This is a genomic window from Glycomyces tritici, from assembly GCF_030403505.1.
The window spans coordinates 344,361-362,131 of sequence record NZ_JAUEMJ010000002.1 but is presented as its reverse complement, the minus strand read 5'-3'; the positions used below and the strand labels follow the sequence as shown (position 1 = coordinate 362,131).

Genomic DNA, 17,771 nt, shown 5'->3' with positions numbered 1-17,771 from the left:
AGGCAGAGTCCGGCATGACCTTCGAAGCGAAGCACGGCACCGCCATCGGGTCCGGAGCGGAGAACCAGGACCTGGCCTTGACCGGCGCGGACTGGGCTCTCGTGCTCGACGGCGCGAATCCGCCTGCGGGCGTTGACGTCGGGTGCGGCCACGGCGTCGCCTGGATCGTCGACCGGCTCGGCGCCCACCTCCGCGACGGTCTCGACCAGGGCGCGGGCACGCTCGCAGCGATCCTGCGCGAGGCCGTCAGCGCCACGGTCGCCGACCACGGCCCGGAGTGCGACACGGCGCACCCGCGGTCGCCCGGAGCCACCGTGGCGCTGGCCCGCCTGGTCCGCGACGACCTCGAATGGCTGGTGCTCGGTGACGCCGCGGTGCTCTTCGAGGACACGACCGGCCGGGTGGCCGTCGAGACCGACACCCGCGTCGACGAACTCCCCGAACCGCCGGACACCCCCGACGGGCTCGAGGCGTACATCGCCCGGTACCGCAATCGGCCCGGCGGGGCCTGGTTCGCCGGCGCGGTGCCCGAAGCGGCCGACCACGCCTTCACCGGCCGGCTGCCGATCGCTGAGCTGCGCCGCATCCTGCTGTGCACCAACGGGATCACACGCTTGACGAACCGGTACGACTACCGCGACGCCGATCTGATGACCCTCGCGACCACCAACCGCGGCCCCGAAGCGCTCATCGACGCCGTGCGCGGGGCCGAACTCACCGACCCCGATCCTGAGCGGTGGGAAGGCAAGCGGCACGACGACGCCACGGCCGTCGTCGTCGATCTGCACTAGCTGTGCGGGGGCGGGCCGACGCCCGCCCCCGGAACCGGCTACGCGCCGGGCACCTTGTCGAGGAAGCCGAGCACCTGGCCGATGCGGCCCTCGCCGTCGACCACGACCACGTCGAAGCCCACGACCGGCGGCTCCACGCCCTCGGGGCCGAGGCCCCAGGTGAAGCGGGCCTGCTGCCCGTGGCCGTCGACCGGGCCGATGAGGGTGAAGACCCAGCCGGGGAACTGCTGGTGCGCACCGGTGATGAAGGCGTCGACGCCGTCGTGGCCCTCGACGTCCGCCATGGGGTCGATGTAGCTGACGTCCGTGGTGAACACGTCGGCGATGAGGCGCTTGCGCTCGGTCTCGTCGGTCGCGTTGAAGGCGTTGATGTACTGGGCGGCGATGGCGTTGAAGTCGGTCATGTCATTCCCTGTCTCTCGGTGCCCCGGCGTCTCCCGGGAACGACATAAGCTTCGCCCCGTTCGCGCCTCCCGTCGATTACCTCGGAGGTAATGAGCCGCGCTACCTGTGGGTTTAGGCTGGCCGCATGGCAGTACCGCTCTCCGACAACGCAGCCCGCCGAACCCCGGGCGACCTCATCCGGCACTGGCGCACGCAGCGCCACCTGACGCAGCAGGAACTGGCGATCCAGTGCCGCATCTCCTCGCGCCACCTGAGCTTCATCGAGACCGGCCGCTCCCGGCCGACCTCGGCGATGGTCCTGAAGATCTGCGAGGAACTGGACGTCCCCCTGCGCGACCGCAACGACATCCTCATGGCCGCGGGCCACGCCCCGGCCTACACCGAGTCCTCACTGGACCAGCCCTCCATGGGAAGCATCGGCCAGGCCCTCATCCAGATCCTCGACGGCCACATGCCCTACCCCGCCGTCGTGGTCGACCGGCAGTGGAACATGGTCGACGCGAACCCCGCGATCGACCGGCTCATCGCCGGCAGCGCGCCCGACCTGCTCGAGCCGCCCGTCAACGTCCTGCGCCTGAGCCTGCACCCGCAAGGCGCCGCCCCCCGCATCCGCAACCTCCCGCAGTGGCGCGCCCACATCCTCTCCCGCCTCGACCACCAGATCCGCGCCACCGGGGACCCCGATCTGGAGCGCCTGCGCGCAGAGCTGCGGGGGTACCCGGGCGGCGTCGACACGGCCCCGCAGCACAGCCTCGTCGTCCCGCTCCGGATCGACACCGGCAGCGGCGTCCTCTCCTTCTTCAGCACCACCACGGTCTTCGGCACCCCCATGGACATCACCGTGGCCGAGCTCGCCATCGAATCGTTCTTCCCCGCCGACCCCGAAACCGCTGCGGCCCTGCAAATGGACGCCGCACCGCACCACCGGTAGCATCGGCGGCACCGTCTCCGGCCTCTTTGGAGCGACATGCCGCTGCTGGACCTGCCCGACTGCGTCAACGCCCGCGACCTCGGCGGCACCCCGCTCGCCGGGGGCGCCACCGTCCGAATGCGGGCGCTGCTGCGCTCGGACAATCACGACCTCCTCACCGCGGACGGCATCGCCGCCGTCCGCGAACTCGGTGTAGCCCGCATCCTCGACCTGCGCCACGGCTGGGAGGCCCGGGAGTTCCCGAGCCCGTTCGAGGACGACGAGATCTACCTGAACCTGCCGCTGCTCGGCGTCTACCCCGGCTTCGACCCCACTGCCCCCGACGATTACCGCCCCGAGGTCGAGCACGCGCCCGAACGCGTCGCCGCCGCCTTCACCGCCCTCGCCGATGCCCCACCGGGACCGGTCCTCATCCACTGCCACGGCGGCCGCGACCGCACCGGCATCCTCACCGCGCTCGCCCTCGCCGCAGCGGGAGCGGCCCACGAGGACATCGTCGCCGACTACGCACTCACCGAAGGCACCGATCCGCAGACCATGCGGGACCTCCTCGACCACTTCGACCGCGAGCACCAGGGCGTCACCGCCTACCTCACCGAGTCCGGAGTGGACCGACGGCGCCTGCGAGCGGTGCAGCGGCGCCTGACCGCCCCTTGACCCAGCCCTCGGGTCAGGCGGCGATCGCCTTGATGTCGTCGCTGAAGCGCTCGGGGTCGCTCAGGTGGGGATGGTCGCCTTCGGTGCGGTAGGCCGCGCAGGCGGCCCCGGGGATGCGCTGCCCGAGCCAGGCTTCATAGCCGGGCTGCGGGGCGTCGGCGAAGATCGCCAGATAGCGGCATCGGAGCCGGCGGGGGCCGCCGGTGATCTCGTGGAGGGCGCGTTCGGTGTCGGGGTCGTGGTGCGGTTCGTCAAGGCGCTGTTCGATGCTGACGACGGCGTGGGCGAGGTAGCGGGCCGCGAAGAGGGAGGCGACCAGGGCCGCGGGGCCGTGGCCGGCGATCACCGGGGCGCGGGTGCCCATGGCGGCGACATAGGCGGCGAGGGTCTCGGCGCGGGCCGCGAGCGAGCGGCCCGGGGGGAGGTCCAGGACGGCGACGGCGTGCTCGTCGGCGAGGCGGGCGGCGACGGGCCACCAGGCCGAGCGGTCGGCCCCGGCTTCGTTGAGGAGGAGGACCGGGCGGCCTTCGGCGCCCCAGCGGTCGCCGTCGCGCTCGCGGTCGGGGTCTTTGAGGAGGTCTTCGAAACGCAGCGCCGGCATGGCGGAGGCTCCTGTCGGGTGGTCGGCGAAAAGGTCCTGGGCGGTGTCGTCGGCCGGGCAGGGCAGGGTCAGGCGCACCGCAGGTGTTGCGGCGCAAGGGAAAGGGAGCGGTGTCGCGATCGAGGGTCCGCCGACAGCGGTCCGTCGGGGCCGTGCTGCTGCAGGATGGCGGTCCTCCTCGGCGATATCTGATACCGGTGCGACGCGCAGAGTCTACGAGCTGATGTGAGCCAAATTTCCGGTGGGTCCGATTCGTCCCCGGCAATGGGAGATCTCGGTCTCGCACGAAGCGCGACGCACGGTGAAAACCGCTGGCAGGCACCCTTTCGGGGGGTTAATCGATTGCCGGATGTCGGACCCTCCCTTTACGCTCGGCTAGTGAGGTTCCTCCGCGCCCCCGAGCTGCCATTGGACAACCCGTTGCTCCCCGAAGGGACGAGGGGCGACCCGTCGTCCCTCGCAACGGCCGAGCAGCCGCCGGGCACGCCCTGGCGGCTCCTCATATGGCTGGCCACCCGCCGCAAGGGCCTCATGCTCGCGGCGCTCATCACCTCCGGGATCGCGCTCGGCTCCCTGCCCGTGCTCCCGTTCTTCCTCACCGGCGCCGTCGACCACGGTCTGCGCGAACGCGACTGGAACGCCCTCGCGTTCTGGTCCCTCGGCATGGTCCTCGCCGGGTTCGCCACCGCCGGGATGATCGTCTGGTCGCACCGGCTCACCGTGTTCTGGCGCGCCGACGCCTCCTACCGGGTCCTGCAGCTCGCCACCAGGAAGGTCAACCGCCTCGGCGACGACCTGCGCAAGAAGGTCACCACCGGCGAGGTCGTGAGCGTCGGCGCCACCGACATCAACCGCATCTCGTGGGCCGTCGACTCGCTCGCCCCCACCGCGGGCTGCCTCGTCGGCCTCATCGCGGTCGGCGTCCTCCTGTTCAACACCTCGGTCGCCCTGGGCCTCACCATCTTCATCGGCGTGTTCGCCGTCGGCCTCGTCACCGGCCCGCTGCTCACCCGCCTCCAGGACCGCCAGGAGCAGTACCGCGAACGCGTCGGCGACATCACCGAGCGCGCCTCCGACATCGTCTCGGGCCTGCGCGTGCTGCGCGGCATCGGCGGCGAGGCCCGCTTCAACGCCTCCTACCGGCGCGACTCGGACGCCCTGCGCACCGCCGGCTACAAGGTCGCCGGCCCCACCGCCTGGCTCAACTCCCTCGGCGAAGGCACGCCCGCGATCCTCCTCGGCGTCGTCATCTGGATCTCCGCACGCCAGGTCGCCTCCGGGGACCTGACACCGGGCCAGATGGTCGCCGCGTTCGGCTACACCGGCGCGCTGCTGCTGCCCGTGCACTGGCTCATCGGCTGCACCTACCGGATCATCGAGGGCCGCGTCGCCGCCGGCAAGGTCTGCGAACTGCTCAACACCCCCGAACGCGAGACCTCCGCCGCGACCCTGCCCGGCCCCCGCGAAGGCGCCGAACTCCACGACCCCGAGTCCGGCCTCACCGTCGCCGGCGGTGAACTCCTCGCCATCGCCTCCTCCGACTCCGAGCAGGTCGCCGCCGTCTTCGACCGGCTCGGCGGGTTCACCGAGTCCGAAGCCCGCTTCGGCACCGTGCCTGTGGCGCAACTGGACCGGGACGAACTGCGCCGCCGCGTGCTCGTCGCCGACCACGACGCCTACCTCTTCGCGGGCACCGTCGCCGCCGCGGTCGCCGCCCGCGACGGCATCGACCGCGTGGACGCCGCCATCGAGGCCGCCTCGGCGCACGACGTCGTCGAAGCCCTCCCCGAAGGCCTCGACACCGAGGTCGAGAACCAGGCCCGCACCCTCTCGGGCGGCCAGCGCCAGCGCCTGCGGCTCGCCCGCGCCATCGCCGCCGACCCCGAAGCCCTGCTCCTGCACGAGCCGACCTCCGCGGTCGACTCCCACACCGAGGCCCGCATCGTCGAGCGCCTCGCCGAGACCCGCGGCGGCCGCGCCACCGCCATCGCGACGACCTCGCCGCTGTGGCTCGGCCGCGCCGACACGGTCGCGTTCGTCCAGGGCGGCAAGGTCGTCGCCCGCGGCACGCACCGCGAACTGGTCGCCGAGCACTCCGACTACCGCGCACTCGTCACCCGGGGAACTGAATGACCGCCACCGCCACGCCCGAAAAGAAGACGAACCAGCTGCCGATCGCCGACACCCGGACGGTCCGCCGCGCGTTCCTCCGGCTCCTCGGCTCCGAGCGCCGCCGCGCGATCGTCGCGGTCAGCCTCCACCTGGTGGCCGCCGTCGCCGCGGCCGTCGCGCCGATCCTGCTGGGGGACATGCTTGACCAGCTGACCGCCGGCTCCGGCGCGGCCGAGATCGACCGGCTCGCGCTCGGCATCGTGGCCGCGATCGTCGTGGTCGTCGCCTTCACCTGGGCCGGCACGTACGTGTCCTACCGCCTGGGCGAGCGCCTCTCGGCCCGCATGCGCGTCCAGTTCGTCGAACGCGCCCTGCGCCTGCCGATGCCGGTGGTCGAGCAGGCCGGCTCCGGCGACCTCATGACCCGCTCCTCGGCGGACGTCCCCGAGGCCGGCGTCCTGTTCCGCGACGGCCTCCCGCAGGTCACCGTCTCGATCCTGAAGGTGCTGGTCTTCTTCGGCGCCATGCTCATCGCGAGCCCGCTGCTCGGCCTGTGCATGCTCGTCGTCGTCCCGCCCCTGGTCGTCGGCACCCGCTGGTACCTCAAGCGCGGCCGCGACGGCTACCTCGCCGAGCGCGCCGCCGAATCCGCCATCGGCGACACGATCGGCGCCTCCGCGGACGGCGCCCGCACCACCGAGGCCTACCGGCTCCGCGAGCAGCGCGACGCCGCCGGCGACGCCACGGTCGCCAAGCACTGGAAGGCCGCCCGCTACACGCTCTTCCTGCGCAGCGTCTACTTCCCGTTCCTCGACGGCGCGTACGCCCTGCCGACCGCGACCGTGCTCCTCGTGGGCGGCGCGTTCTACTTCGACGGATCGGTCTCCCTCGGCACGGTCGCGTCCTGCGCGGTCCTGACCCGCCAGATCATGTTCCCGATCGACCACATCCTCATGTGGGTCGAGAAGGTCCAGCGCGGCTTCGCGGCCATGTCCCGCATCGAGGGCGTCGCCGAAGCCGAGGACGCCGAAGCGGACGCCACCACCGAGCGCCCCACCGACGGCACCGTGGACCTCACCGAGGTCCGCTACGCCTACCCGACCAGCCCCCGGGACGTGCTCCACGGCGTCACCCTGACCGTCCCCGCCGGCCAGCGACTCGCCGTCGTGGGCCCTTCCGGCGCCGGCAAATCCACGCTCGCGCGCCTGATCTCAGGCTCCGACGTGCCCCGCGAGGGCCGCGCCGCGATCGGCGGCGTCGACGTCGCCGCGCTGCCGCTCGACGAGCGCCGCAAGCGCGTCACCCTCGTGACCCAGGAGCACCACGTCTTCACGGCCTCCTTGCGCGACAACCTGATCCTCGCCAAAGCGGAGGCGAGCGACGAGGAGCTGCAGGCCGCCCTGGCCGCAGTCGGCGCGGACTGGGCCTTCGACCTGCCCGAAGGGCTCGACACGCCGCTGGGCGGCAAGAACCGGGAGCTGGACGCGGCGAGCGCCCAGCAGATCGCGCTGGCGCGGATCATCCTGGCCGACCCCGACGTGGTGATCCTCGACGAGGCGACGGCGATGCTCGACCCGCGCGCCGCCCGCGACACCGAGCGCGCGCTCGGCGCCGTCCTGGAGGGCCGCACCGTGATCGCGATCGCGCACCGGCTCCACACCGCGCACGACGCGGACCGCATCGCGGTGGTGGAGGACGGCCGGGTCGCCGAGTTGGGCAGCCATGACGAGCTGATCGCGCTCGACGGCCACTACGCCGCGCTCTGGCGGGCCTGGCACGGCGAGGGATCGAGCCGTAAATCTATAGAGCACGGCGAGGGATCGAGCCGTAAATCTATAGAGCACGGTGAGGGATCGAGCCGTAAATCCGAGGGGAACACGGCCGAGCCGGCTTCGGAGGGCGAGTTCGCCGCTGCAACGAATACCTTGTAGCACAAAATGAACCAGGCCCCGGGCTTCCGCCCGGGGCCTGTACTGGCTCGAGAACACCACCACAAGTCGGAACACCCACCGACTCGTTCTTAGCAAGGAAACAGAAAGGAAACCAGGAAACCCGTTCCGAACCAGTGACGAAAGAGTATCACGTCACATCTCCAGTGGCTAGGGGGCTGTTTCAGGCTCACACCCCCGGTGTCGATCGAATTTCGCGATCCGTCCGTCACACCCCGCGGCAACCGCTGAGCAGATCGCCCCACACTGGGCGGTGCCCGCCTCGGGCGCCGACCGCGCACGGCCTAGACTCGACAGGTCTTCCCGCAGCTAGTAACCGTTAGGAAACACCTGTCGTGAGTACGATTTCACGCGAGGAAGTCGCGCACCTGGCGCGACTGGCCCGCCTCGAAGTCACCGATGACGAGCTCGACGCCTTCGCTGGCCAGCTCGACGTCATCCTCGAATCGATGAAGACGCTCGCCGAAGTGAACACGGACGGCGTCCAGCCGACCTCGCACGCGGTGCCGCTGGTGAACGTCTTCCGGGAAGACCAGCCCCAGCCGTCCCTGCCCCGCGACGCGGCGCTCGCGGGCGGGCCCGACACCTTCGAGGACCGCTTCCGCGTTCCGCGCATCCTGGACGAGGAGGCCTAGACATGAGCCGCATCATCGACCGGACCGCCGCCGAACTGGCCGCGGACATCCGCGAAGGCCGGACCACCTCCGTCGAGGTCACCACCGCGTTCCTCGACCGCATCGACGCCGTCGACGGCTCGATCAAGGCGTTCCTCCACATCGACCGCGACGGCGCCCTCGCGACCGCGCGCGAGGTGGACGAGGCCATCGCCCGAGGCGAGAAGCTCGGTCCGCTCGCCGGCGTTCCGATCGCCGTCAAGGACGTCGTGGTCACCAAGGGCCTGCCGACCACCGCCGCTTCGAAGATCCTCGAAGGCTGGATCCCGCCCTACGACGCGACGATCACCGAGCGCATCAAGGCCGCGAAGATGCCGATCCTCGGCAAGACGAACATGGACGAGTTCGCCATGGGCTCCTCCACCGAGTACTCGGCCTTCGGCGCGACCCTGAACCCGTGGGACACCGGGCGCATCCCCGGCGGCTCCGGCGGCGGCTCGGCCGCGGCCGTGGCCGCGAAGATGGCCCCGCTCGCGATCGGCACCGACACCGGCGGCTCCATCCGCCAGCCCGGCGCGGTGACCGGCACGTTCGGCGCCAAGCCCACCTACGGGTCCAACTCCCGGTACGGCCTCATCGCGTTCTCGTCCTCGCTGGACACCCCGGGCCCCGTGTCCCGCAACGCCCTCGACGGCGCGCTGCTCCACGAGGTCATCTCCGGCTACGACCCGCGCGACTCCACCGCGATCGACGCGCCCGTCCCGCCCGTGGTCGCCGCCGCCAAGGCCGGCGCCACCGGGGACCTCTCGGGTGTCAAGCTCGGCATCGTCAAGGAGTTCGCCGAAGGCGCCGACGCCGCCGAGCCCGGCGTCATCGCCGCCTACGAGGCCGGTGTGGAGCAGCTCGTGAAGCTCGGGGCCGAGATCGTCGAGGTCTCCTGCCCGTCCTTCACCTACGCGCTGCCCACCTACTACCTCATCGCGCCGTCCGAGGCCTCCTCGAACCTGGCCCGCTACGACGGCGTCCGCTACGGCCTGCGCGCCGGGGACGACGGCAAGCACTCGCTCGAAGAGGTCATGAGCCTCACCCGCGAAGCCGGCTTCGGCCCGGAGGTCAAGCGCCGCATCATCCTCGGCACTTACGCGCTCAGCGCCGGGTACGTGGACGCGTTCTACGGCAAGGCCCAGCTCGTGCGCACGCTCATCAAGCAGGACTTCGAGAAGGCGTTCGAGCAGGTCGACGCGATCATCAGCCCGACCACGCCGTTCATCGCCTTCAAGTTCGGCGAGCGCACCGGCGACCCGTACCAGATGTACCTCGCCGACCTGTACACGATCCCGACCAACCTCTACGGCGGCCCGGGCGTCTCGGTGCCCGTGGGCCTCTCCGAGGGCATGCCCGTCGGCCTGCAGGTCATGGGCCCGGTCATGGGCGACGACATCACCTACCGCGTCGCGGCCGCCCTGGAGTCCACGCAGGACACCCTGCTCGCCGACACCGCGCCCGAGCCCGAAGGGAAGTAGCCCGATGACCAAGCTGAACGACTACGACAAGGCCGTCGAGACCTACGAGCCCGTCCTCGGCCTCGAGACCCACATCGAGCTCGACACGAACACCAAGATGTTCTGCGGCTGCTCCACGACCTTCGGCGCCGAGCCCAACACGCAGACCTGCCCGGTCTGCCTGGCCCTGCCCGGCGCCCTGCCCGTCGCGAACAAGGCCGCGGTCGAGGCCACCATCAAGATCGGCCTGGCCCTCAACTGCCACATCGCCGAGTGGACCCGCTTCGCCCGGAAGAACTACTTCTACCCGGACATGCCGAAGAACTTCCAGACCAGCCAGTACGAGGAGCCGCTCTGCGAGAACGGCTACGTCGACGTGGTCGTGGAGGGCAAGGAGTACCGCATCGAGATCGAGCGCGTGCACCTCGAGGAGGACACCGGCAAGACCCTCCACGTCGGCGGCGCGACCGGCCGCATCCACGGCGCCACCGAGTCCCTCGTGGACTACAACCGGGCCGGCATCCCGCTCGTGGAGATCGTCACCCGCCCCGTGCCCGGCACCGGCGCCCTCGCCCCCGAGGTCGCCCGCGCCTACACCGCCGAACTGCGCGACATCGTGCGCGCCCTCGGCGTCTCCGACGTGCGCATGGAGCAGGGGTCGCTGCGCTGCGACGTCAACCTCTCGCTCAACCTGCCGGGCCAGCCGTGGGGCACCCGCACCGAGACGAAGAACGTCAACTCCCTGCGCTCGGTCGAACGCGCCGTCCGCTACGAAGTGCGCCGCCAGTCCGCGCTCCTGGACGCCGGCGAGCGGATCTTCCAGGAGACCCGCCACTTCCAGGAGGCCACCGGCGAGACCCGCGCCGGACGCTCCAAAGAGGAGGCCACCGACTACCGGTACTTCCCCGAACCCGACCTCGCCGTCATGGAGCCGTCCCGCGAATGGGTCGAGCGGCTCCGGTCCGAGCTGCCCGAGCCCCCGCGCAAGCGCCGCGAGCGCCTCCAGGCCGAATGGTCCCTGGGCGACAAGGAGATGCAGTCGGTCGTCAACGCCGACGCCATCGAGCTCATCGAGGCCACCGTCGCCGCCGGCACCACGCCGTCCGGCGCCGTCAAGTGGTGGCTCGGCGAGCTCTCGCGCCGCGCCAACGAGTCCGGCGAGGAACTCGCCGCGCTGGCGATCACGCCCGCCCAGGTCGCGCAGCTCCAGGGCATGGTCGACGACGGCCGCCTGAACGACAAGCTGGCGCGCCAGGTCATCGACGGCGTCATCGCCGGTGAAGGCGACCCGGCCGACGTCGCCGCCAAGCGCGGCCTCGAGGTCGTCTCCGACACCGGCGCGCTCGAAGCCGCCGTCGAGGAGGCCATCGCCGCCAACCCGGCCGTCGCCGACAAGATCCGCGGCGGCACCCACGCCGCCGCCGGCGTCCTCATCGGCGCGGTCATGAAGGCCACCAAGGGCCAGGCCGACGCCGGCACGGTCCGCCAGATCATCCTGGACAAGCTGAGCTAAGACCACGCGAGCAAGGAGGGCCGGACCCACGTCCGGCCCTTTTGCGTTCACTGTCCGTTCAATGCCGGTGTGAGCCGCGAGTCTTTGGGCACCCCAGTAAGCGATGTTGTTCACAGAACATTGCTACCCTTGACCGCGCAAGGCTCACCCGCGACCGGAGGAGGTGAGGGCCATGGGCGACGACCCCGGATCTAGTCGAGATACCGACGCGTTCTTCCCATTTTCCCTTTACCGTGCTCCGCGTCTTCTTACAGTGAAGCGGGCAGCCTGACCTGCGGCGAAAGTACCGCCGCTGCGTGAGGTCGGGGCACGGCCCTTTCCTCATGTAATGGAGGTGGCTGCCATGGCTCAAGTCATCCAGCCCATTTCGCCCGCGGCGGTAGACGAGCTCGCGGCGCTCCGCCTGGAACTCGCCGACACCTCGACCGTCGTGCTCGCCGAAGAGCTGCCCCGCATGGACCTGGCCGAACAGGCCCTCCGGTTCCGGCTCCTCCCCAAAGACCGCGCCCTCGCCGTCTTCGAAGAGCTCGACACCGTCCACCAGCAGGAACTCATCGACGGGCTCAAGACCGACACGGTCCGCGAACTGCTCGACTCGATGGAGGCCGACGACCGGGCCAAGCTCTTCGACGAGATGCCCGCCAAGGTCGCCACCCGGTTCCAGTCCCAGCTGAACGCCGCCGACCGGCGGATCACCGCGCAGCTGCTCGGGTACGAACCCGAATCCGCCGGGCGCATCATGACCCCCGACTACGTGTCGCTGCGCGCCTCGATGTCCGCCGCGGCCGCGATCGAGCGCATCCGGCACCTGCGCGAACGGCCCCGGAACATCGACGTCCTGCCGGTGACCGACGGGCACCGCAAGCTCCTCGGCACCGTCACGCTCGCCGACCTCGTGAGCGCCGACCCCGACCTGCCCGTCAGCGACCTCATCGCGGACGAGCACTACCAGGTCTCCACCGACACCGACCAGGAAGAGGCCGCCCGACTCATTCAGGAGGCCAACCTCATCGCGCTCTCGGTGGTCGACCACGAGGACCGGCTCGTCGGCCTCATCACCTGGGACGACGCCATGGAGATCCTCGAAGCCGAGGACACCGAGGACGCCGCCCGCGCCGGTGCCGCCGAACCGCTCGAACGGCCCTACCTCTCGGCCGGCGTGTTCATGCTGGCGCGCAAGCGCGCCGTGTGGCTGCTCATCCTGGCCGTCTCGGCGTCCCTCACCGTCACGGTCCTCAACTACTACGAGACCTACCTGGCGAACGTCACCGTCCTGGCGGTGTTCATCTCGCTGCTCACCGGCACCGGCGGCAACTCCGGTTCGCAGGCGTCGGTGACGATCATCCGCGCCATGGCCGTCGGCGAGGTCCGCTTCTCGGACGCCTTCAGGATCACCTGGCGCGAATCGCGGGTGGGGTTCCTGCTCGGCGCCATGCTCGCGGTCGTCGGCGGACCGGTGGTCGGCTTCGTCTACGGCTGGGACATCGGGCTCATCATCGCGGTGACACTCCTGGTCATCTGCACCTGGTCGACGTTCGTCGGCTCGCTGCTGCCGCTGCTGGCGAAGAAGGTGGGCATCGACCCGGCCCTCGTGTCGGCCCCGATGGTCTCGACCCTGTGCGACGCGACCGGCCTGCTCATCTACTTCTCGGTCGCCGCGCTGGTCCTCGGCCCCGCGCTCACCGGCTGACAGCGCCAAGCGAAAGGCCCAGAAGCCGAGCTTCTGGGTCTTCGGTCTGTTCAGTCCCGCTGCGGCGCAGCCGGTTCCGTACTGCCCTGTATCTCGGCCTCGTTGACCTGGTCCTCGGTCGGGATCACCGTCCGGTCGAGGGTCACGTCCGTCTCGGTGCCCGATCCGACCGAGATCGAGTCGTATGCGGTGAGCGCCTTCGTGACCGGGTCGAAGTAGAGGACGTCCATCTCCATGCGCATCGGGTCGTCGGACTGGAAGTTCCGCAGCCCGGCCGCACCCGTCGAGCCCTCGACCATGAGCGTCGTGCCGTCGCCGAGGTCGTGCACCGCCCGCTCGTGCGTGTGCCCGGCCAGCACCAGCGGCACCACGCCCGCGAGCGGGTCCGCCATCGGCGGCTCGTGCACCATCGCCAGATCGGCACCGCCCGCGGCGGTGATCTCCTGCGCCAGCCGCTCCCCGGACGCGGTGAGCATCTGCTGCGCGTACTCGCTCGACGGCTGCGCGCCCTTGTCCGGCGTGAACCGCGGGTCGGCGACCCCGCCGAACCGCAGGCCCTCGATCTCCTGCACCTCGCCGTCGAGCACGATCACGTTGTCGTAGGCCGAGAGCGCCGCCACCGTCGTCACCGAGTCGTGGTTGCCCTTCACGAACACGTACGGCACGTTGATCTGCTCCACCCCCTGCGAGAAGATCTCGGCCTCCTGCTCCGAGCCCCAGTCGTTCATGTCGCCGGTGTCGGCCACCGCGTTGATGTCGAACTGGTCGACGACCGACTCCATGAGGTGCCAGGCCGAGGGGTTCAGGTGGATGTCGGAGACGTGCAGGACCCGGATCGAGTCGTCCTGGATGCCCAGCTGCGGCATGTCCATCGCCAGCGCGTAGAACTCCGAGATGTTCGTGACGAACTTCTGCAGGTTCGCCACGTACTCCTCGTAGTTCACGGCGATGTCCTCGGCGTTGCCGACCACGCTGGGCGCGTAGGCGAGCAGGCCCTCGTAGCGCGGCTGCGAGATCGACTCGGTGCGCAGTGTCGTGGCGGCGTACCCCATGAGCGCGGCCGTGACCGCGAGCGAGGTGACGCCGGTGAGCAGCGCGCGCCGCATCGTGCGGAACGCCAGTGCGCCCACGAGCAGCCCGCACAGGGTGACGATCGCCAGGGCCTCGACGACGACCCGCACCACGGCGTCGGTGACGTCGGAGGCGAGGCTCTTGGAGGCGCTGGTGACGCCGCCGGGGGTGTTGATGATGTCCTGCGCCTCGTTCGGGTCGACCGAGTCGAGGCTGAGGTTGAGGCCCACGGGGCCGTCGTGGCTGTCGAAGATGACGTCGCCGAGCGGAGGGATGGTCACCACGGTCTCGCCGGAGAGGTCCGGGTGGAGCGACACGGTCGTGTCGAAGGGCCCGATGTCGGCCTTGGTGCCGCCCACGAGCGCGAGGCCGCCGGCGGCGGCGCCGGTGCCCACGAACAGGATGGCGGCGATGACGGCGAACCGCCTCGCCCGGCCGGAGCGCCGCAGCCGCGACCAGCCCGCTCTCGATCTGCCCCACAAGGACTTCACGCGCCTCCCGGCGGATCGGAAGGCGTCCTCGGTGCGGTGCAGTGCGGCGGCGAGCCGGTCGTTCATCTAGTGCCTTTCTCGCGCGGCTGGTTCGGGTGTCATGCGGCTCAGACCCTGCCCTGGGCCGCGTAGCCGGTGGCGAACCGGATGATCCGGTCGTCGGTCTCGTGCGGGGTGCAGCCGCGCTCTTCGGTGCATTGGCCGTCGCGGTTCGAGGTGGTCACCCAGAGCATGCCGTCGGGGCCCATGGTGACCGATCGTAGCCGACCGAACTCGTTGACCGCGGTGGCTTGCGGCTCGGCCGCGGGCGCTCCGTCGGTGTCGAACCGGACGGTCCAGAGGCGCTGGCCGCGAAGGCAGGCGGTGACGAGGGTGTCCTCGAGGAAGACCGCGCCGGCGCACGCGGCCTCGAAGGGCTCCCAGGTGAGGACGGGGTCGGTGTAGGCGTCCTCGGCGGCGGCGCCCTCGAAGTGGGGCCAGCCGTAGTTGCCGCCCGGTTCGATGAGGTTGACCTCGTCGGCCGCCTCCAGGCCGACCTCGGTGGCGTAGAGCCGGCCGTCGCTGTTCCAGGCGAGCCCTTCGATGTTGCGGTGGCCGAGGGTGAAGACGGGGGAGCCGGGGTCGGGGTTGCCGGGGGCGGGCTCGCCTTCGGGGGTGATGCGGAGGATCTTGCCGCCCAGGGACTCCGGGTCCTGCGCGTTGTAGCCGTCGCCGCCGTCGCCGGTGGCGGCGTAGAGGAAGCCGTCGGGGCCGAACTCGAGGGCGCCGCCGTTGTAGTCGGGCCCGGTGGGGATGCCGGTGAGGATCGGTTCGGGTGCGGCGTCGGTGCTCGTGTCGATCTTGGCGATGCGGTTGTCGGCGGCGGTCGTGTAGTACGCGTACACCGTGGAGTCGGTGTCGTACTCGGGGGAGACGGCGAGTCCGAGGAGGCCGCCTTCGCCGAGGTCGGCGATGTCGACGGTGCGGAGCTCCTGGGGTTCGCCGGCGGTGCCGTCCTCGGCGAGGGGGATGGTGAGGAGGCGTCCGGTCGCGCGCTCGCCGACGATCGCGGTGCCGTCGGGGAGGAAGTCGAGGCCCCAGGGGGCTTCGAGGTCTTCGGCGACGACGTCCATGAACGAGGTCTGCTCCTGGGGTTCGCCGCTGGGGGTGGGGAGGTTCGGGGGTTCGCCGGACTCGGGCTCGGGCGGCTCGCCGAAGGAGCATGAGGCGAGCGTGAGTGCGGCGGCTGTGGCCGCCGCGGCCGAGAGCAACCTGCGCATGGCCCCAAGAGTATAGGTCGGTGCCGACGGGGCGGCGGCGCTGTTTTCCACGCCCCACGGTTCCCCGATTCGGACGCGGCTAACCGCTTTCGACGTGAATGCGAGATCCTATAGGATTACGGCGGTCGACCGGGAGGATAGGCTGTGGCCGTGAAGGTTTGGATCGCACACGAGGAGGGCCGCGCGCTGCTCGGCCCGCTTCCCGAAGGCGTCGAGGTCGAGGTCTACGACGGGCGCGGCGACTACCCCTCCGATCCGGCGACGCTCGACTTCTGGGTCCCGCCGTTCCTGGCCCAGTCGAAGGTCACGACCCCGCTGCGGGACATGGCCTCGCTCAAGGCGATCCAGCTCCTGAGCGCCGGGGCCGAGGTATGGGTGCCGGCCGTGCCGCCCGGGGTGCTGCTCTGCGACGCCCGCGGCGTGCACACCGGCGTGACCGCCGAGTGGACCGTCGGCGCGGTCATCGCCTCCATGCGCGGCTTCGACGTGTTCGCGCGCAAGCAGACCCGCCACGAGTGGAAGGTCGAGTGGACCACCACCGTCGTGGGCAAGCGCGCCCTCGTCGTGGGCGCGGGCGACATCGGCGAGAAGGTCGCCGAGGTGCTCACCGTCCTCGGCGTCGAGGTCGAGAAGGTGGCCCGGCGCGGACGCCCGGGCGTGCACCCGATCGATGCGGTCGAGACGCTGCTGCCCGAGTTCGACGTGGTGATCCTGATCCTGCCGCTCACCGACGCCACGCGCGGCCTCGTGGACGCGAAGTTCCTGTCCCGCATGAAGGACGGCGCGCTCCTGGTCAACGCCGCGCGCGGCCCGATCGTGGATACGGACGCTCTGGTCGCGGAGGTCGCGTCCGGGCGGCTGCGCTGCGCCGTCGACGTGGTCGACCCCGAGCCGCTCCCGGCGGACCACCCGCTGTGGGACCTCGAAGGCGCGCTCATCACCCCGCACGCCGGCGCTTCAGTGGACGGCACCCTGGACCGCGCCTACGCGCCCATCGGCCCGCAGATCCGCCGGTTCGCGGCGGGGGAGCCGCTGGAGAACGTGGTCAGCGACGGGTACTAGCCCTCATCGCCCGTCCGCAGGTCCTGGCCGCCGATGGCGAGCACCTGGGGCAGGTTCTCGGGCTTGAGCGGGTGGAGGCGGACCTGGGACTGATCGTCCAATATGGCCGCCACGCCCTCATGGCCGTGGGCGAACCCGTCGATGTGCTTCCAGGCGATCGTGCGGCTGCTGAAGAGACCGCGGATCGCGATGCCCTCGCGGGTGACGTCGATCCCCGAGCGCCAGGCCCACAGGGAGACCGCGACCGGCACGAGCATGAGCGCGAGGCCCGCCACCGCCGAGAACGCGCCCAGGAACGGCCGTTCGACGATGAGCGACACGGAGAGCGGCAGCACCGTCAGCCAGGCGACGAAGGCCGCGCCGGTGACCGCCGCCGGGCGGCGGATCCGCAGCCTGCGGCTGCCGCGCGGGCCGCCGAGGATCGGTCCGGTGGAGGCATCGGAACTCGTCATGGCACCAGCCTGACACACCCGGGCGCGGGGGACGCAAAGTGGCCGGTCCGGTTTCTGTCGGATTGTCGCTTGACGTGCCCGCGGAACGTGGCACGATCAGCTGTACAGCAGCGGCACAAGCCTGGTGGGGGTGAACGTGGCCGTCAAGATCACATTCCGTCCGACGACGCGCCAGGTGCTCGGTCGGGCGCTGTTCCTCTCCGGCCTCTCGCTGTTCGCCGCCCTCGTCCCGGCCGTCGCGTACATGCTCGCCGTCGGGCACTGGTACCGCTACCTGCTGCTCGCGCTGTTCCTCTTCGCGATCGGCGTCGCCCTCGGGGCCGCCTACGCGGGGGCGCGCGGCCGCGGGGTGGTGCTCGACGAGCGCGGCATCCACCCGCTCAAAGCCGTTGCGTCCCAGAAGTACACCGAGCGCTATGCGGCCTGGACGGACATCGCCGACATCCGGGCCGAGAGGCGCGCGAGCCGCACCGTGCCGGTCGTGTACCTCCTCGACCCCGAGCAGAAGCCGTGGCGGCTCCAGGCCCCGTACTCGGGCCGCGTGCTCTCCACCGACGACGAGCTCGACGAGAAGATCTTCGTGATGCGCAGCCTCTGGGACGCGTACAAGCGCGGCATGCCGGCCCACCGCGAGCGGCTGTAACCCGACATTCCCCGCCCGCAGCCCTTGA

16 protein-coding genes are annotated in these 17,771 nt (G+C 70.9%); 11 read left to right on the top strand and 5 right to left on the bottom strand.

Going from position 1 to position 17,771, the window contains the following annotated elements:
• Positions 1–14 precede the first annotated feature (14 nt).
• On the top strand, positions 15–791 hold the full coding sequence (locus QWI33_RS06870) for a protein phosphatase 2C domain-containing protein (RefSeq protein WP_289956206.1): 777 nt from the start codon (positions 15–17) through the stop codon (positions 789–791).
• A 38-nt stretch (positions 792–829) separates the two neighbouring features.
• Here the strand turns inward: QWI33_RS06870 and QWI33_RS06865 are convergent, their stop codons facing one another.
• Positions 830–1,195, bottom strand: a complete 366-nt coding sequence (locus QWI33_RS06865; protein ID WP_289956205.1) for a nuclear transport factor 2 family protein — start codon at positions 1,193–1,195, stop codon at positions 830–832.
• Positions 1,196–1,320: 125 nt separating this feature from the next.
• On the opposite strand from QWI33_RS06865, the gene QWI33_RS06860 reads away from it, so the two are divergent.
• The gene (locus tag QWI33_RS06860) at positions 1,321–2,127 is read left to right on the top strand and encodes a helix-turn-helix domain-containing protein (RefSeq protein WP_289956203.1); all 807 of its coding nucleotides are present in this window, start codon (positions 1,321–1,323) and stop codon (positions 2,125–2,127) included.
• 36 nt (positions 2,128–2,163) lie between these two features.
• Positions 2,164–2,784: a tyrosine-protein phosphatase gene (locus QWI33_RS06855; RefSeq protein ID WP_289956202.1), complete on the top strand. Its 621-nt coding sequence runs from the start codon at positions 2,164–2,166 to the stop codon at positions 2,782–2,784.
• Between the two features lie 13 nt (positions 2,785–2,797).
• Here the strand turns inward: QWI33_RS06855 and QWI33_RS06850 are convergent, their stop codons facing one another.
• Positions 2,798–3,385, bottom strand: coding sequence for an alpha/beta fold hydrolase (locus tag QWI33_RS06850; RefSeq protein ID WP_289956200.1), 588 nt, complete (start codon positions 3,383–3,385; stop codon positions 2,798–2,800).
• Between the two features lie 378 nt (positions 3,386–3,763).
• On the opposite strand from QWI33_RS06850, the gene QWI33_RS06845 reads away from it, so the two are divergent.
• The 6 genes from QWI33_RS06845 to mgtE all read left to right on the top strand — a co-directional run bounded on the left by QWI33_RS06845 (position 3,764) and on the right by mgtE (position 12,765).
• Positions 3,764–5,518, top strand: a complete 1,755-nt coding sequence (locus QWI33_RS06845) for an ABC transporter ATP-binding protein (protein WP_289956199.1) — start codon at positions 3,764–3,766, stop codon at positions 5,516–5,518.
• Positions 5,515–7,428, top strand: a complete 1,914-nt coding sequence (locus QWI33_RS06840; RefSeq protein ID WP_289956197.1) for an ABC transporter ATP-binding protein — start codon at positions 5,515–5,517, stop codon at positions 7,426–7,428. The genes QWI33_RS06845 and QWI33_RS06840 overlap by 4 nt, the downstream gene beginning before the upstream one ends.
• Positions 7,429–7,781: 353 nt before the next feature.
• Complete coding sequence (gene gatC / locus QWI33_RS06835) at positions 7,782–8,081, top strand: Asp-tRNA(Asn)/Glu-tRNA(Gln) amidotransferase subunit GatC (protein ID WP_289956196.1); 300 nt, start codon at positions 7,782–7,784, stop codon at positions 8,079–8,081.
• Positions 8,082–8,083: 2 nt separating this feature from the next.
• A complete protein-coding gene (gatA, locus tag QWI33_RS06830; protein ID WP_289956194.1) occupies positions 8,084–9,583 on the top strand; it encodes an Asp-tRNA(Asn)/Glu-tRNA(Gln) amidotransferase subunit GatA in 1,500 nt (499 codons plus the stop codon).
• Positions 9,584–9,587: 4 nt separating this feature from the next.
• The gene (gatB, locus tag QWI33_RS06825; RefSeq protein WP_289956192.1) at positions 9,588–11,075 is read left to right on the top strand and encodes an Asp-tRNA(Asn)/Glu-tRNA(Gln) amidotransferase subunit GatB; all 1,488 of its coding nucleotides are present in this window, start codon (positions 9,588–9,590) and stop codon (positions 11,073–11,075) included.
• Positions 11,076–11,418: 343 nt separating this feature from the next.
• A complete protein-coding gene (gene mgtE / locus QWI33_RS06820; RefSeq protein WP_289956189.1) occupies positions 11,419–12,765 on the top strand; it encodes a magnesium transporter in 1,347 nt (448 codons plus the stop codon).
• A gap of 50 nt (positions 12,766–12,815) precedes the next feature.
• Here the strand turns inward: mgtE and QWI33_RS06815 are convergent, their stop codons facing one another.
• Both QWI33_RS06815 and QWI33_RS06810 read right to left on the bottom strand, forming a co-directional pair.
• The gene (locus QWI33_RS06815) at positions 12,816–14,393 is read right to left on the bottom strand and encodes a metallophosphoesterase family protein (protein WP_289956188.1); all 1,578 of its coding nucleotides are present in this window, start codon (positions 14,391–14,393) and stop codon (positions 12,816–12,818) included.
• A gap of 41 nt (positions 14,394–14,434) precedes the next feature.
• Complete coding sequence (locus QWI33_RS06810; RefSeq protein ID WP_289956185.1) at positions 14,435–15,586, bottom strand: PQQ-dependent sugar dehydrogenase; 1,152 nt, start codon at positions 15,584–15,586, stop codon at positions 14,435–14,437.
• Between the two features lie 150 nt (positions 15,587–15,736).
• Between QWI33_RS06810 and QWI33_RS06805 the strand changes: the two genes are divergently transcribed.
• Complete coding sequence (locus QWI33_RS06805; protein WP_289956184.1) at positions 15,737–16,648, top strand: 2-hydroxyacid dehydrogenase; 912 nt, start codon at positions 15,737–15,739, stop codon at positions 16,646–16,648.
• Here QWI33_RS06805 and QWI33_RS06800 read toward each other — a convergent pair.
• Positions 16,645–17,100 carry a hypothetical protein gene (locus QWI33_RS06800; RefSeq protein WP_289956182.1) on the bottom strand — a complete coding sequence of 152 codons (456 nt, stop codon included), beginning with the start codon at positions 17,098–17,100 and terminating at the stop codon, positions 16,645–16,647. The genes QWI33_RS06805 and QWI33_RS06800 overlap by 4 nt on opposite strands.
• 130 nt (positions 17,101–17,230) lie before the next feature.
• On the opposite strand from QWI33_RS06800, the gene QWI33_RS06795 reads away from it, so the two are divergent.
• Positions 17,231–17,743: a hypothetical protein gene (locus tag QWI33_RS06795; protein WP_289956181.1), complete on the top strand. Its 513-nt coding sequence runs from the start codon at positions 17,231–17,233 to the stop codon at positions 17,741–17,743.
• The last annotated feature ends 28 nt before the right edge of the window (positions 17,744–17,771 follow it).

Coding starts and splice junctions, on each gene's coding strand:
- QWI33_RS06850 (WP_289956200.1), bottom strand. CDS start 3,385: ATGCCGGCGCTGCGTTTCGAAGACCTCCTCAAAGACCCCGACCGCGAG.
- QWI33_RS06860 (WP_289956203.1), top strand. CDS start 1,321: ATGGCAGTACCGCTCTCCGACAACGCAGCCCGCCGAACCCCGGGCGAC.
- QWI33_RS06800 (WP_289956182.1), bottom strand. CDS start 17,100: ATGACGAGTTCCGATGCCTCCACCGGACCGATCCTCGGCGGCCCGCGC.
- gatB (WP_289956192.1), top strand. CDS start 9,588: ATGACCAAGCTGAACGACTACGACAAGGCCGTCGAGACCTACGAGCCC.
- QWI33_RS06855 (WP_289956202.1), top strand. CDS start 2,164: ATGCCGCTGCTGGACCTGCCCGACTGCGTCAACGCCCGCGACCTCGGC.
- QWI33_RS06870 (WP_289956206.1), top strand. CDS start 15: ATGACCTTCGAAGCGAAGCACGGCACCGCCATCGGGTCCGGAGCGGAG.
- mgtE (WP_289956189.1), top strand. CDS start 11,419: ATGGCTCAAGTCATCCAGCCCATTTCGCCCGCGGCGGTAGACGAGCTC.
- QWI33_RS06810 (WP_289956185.1), bottom strand. CDS start 15,586: ATGCGCAGGTTGCTCTCGGCCGCGGCGGCCACAGCCGCCGCACTCACG.
- QWI33_RS06865 (WP_289956205.1), bottom strand. CDS start 1,195: ATGACCGACTTCAACGCCATCGCCGCCCAGTACATCAACGCCTTCAAC.
- QWI33_RS06840 (WP_289956197.1), top strand. CDS start 5,515: ATGACCGCCACCGCCACGCCCGAAAAGAAGACGAACCAGCTGCCGATC.
- gatA (WP_289956194.1), top strand. CDS start 8,084: ATGAGCCGCATCATCGACCGGACCGCCGCCGAACTGGCCGCGGACATC.
- QWI33_RS06815 (WP_289956188.1), bottom strand. CDS start 14,393: ATGAACGACCGGCTCGCCGCCGCACTGCACCGCACCGAGGACGCCTTC.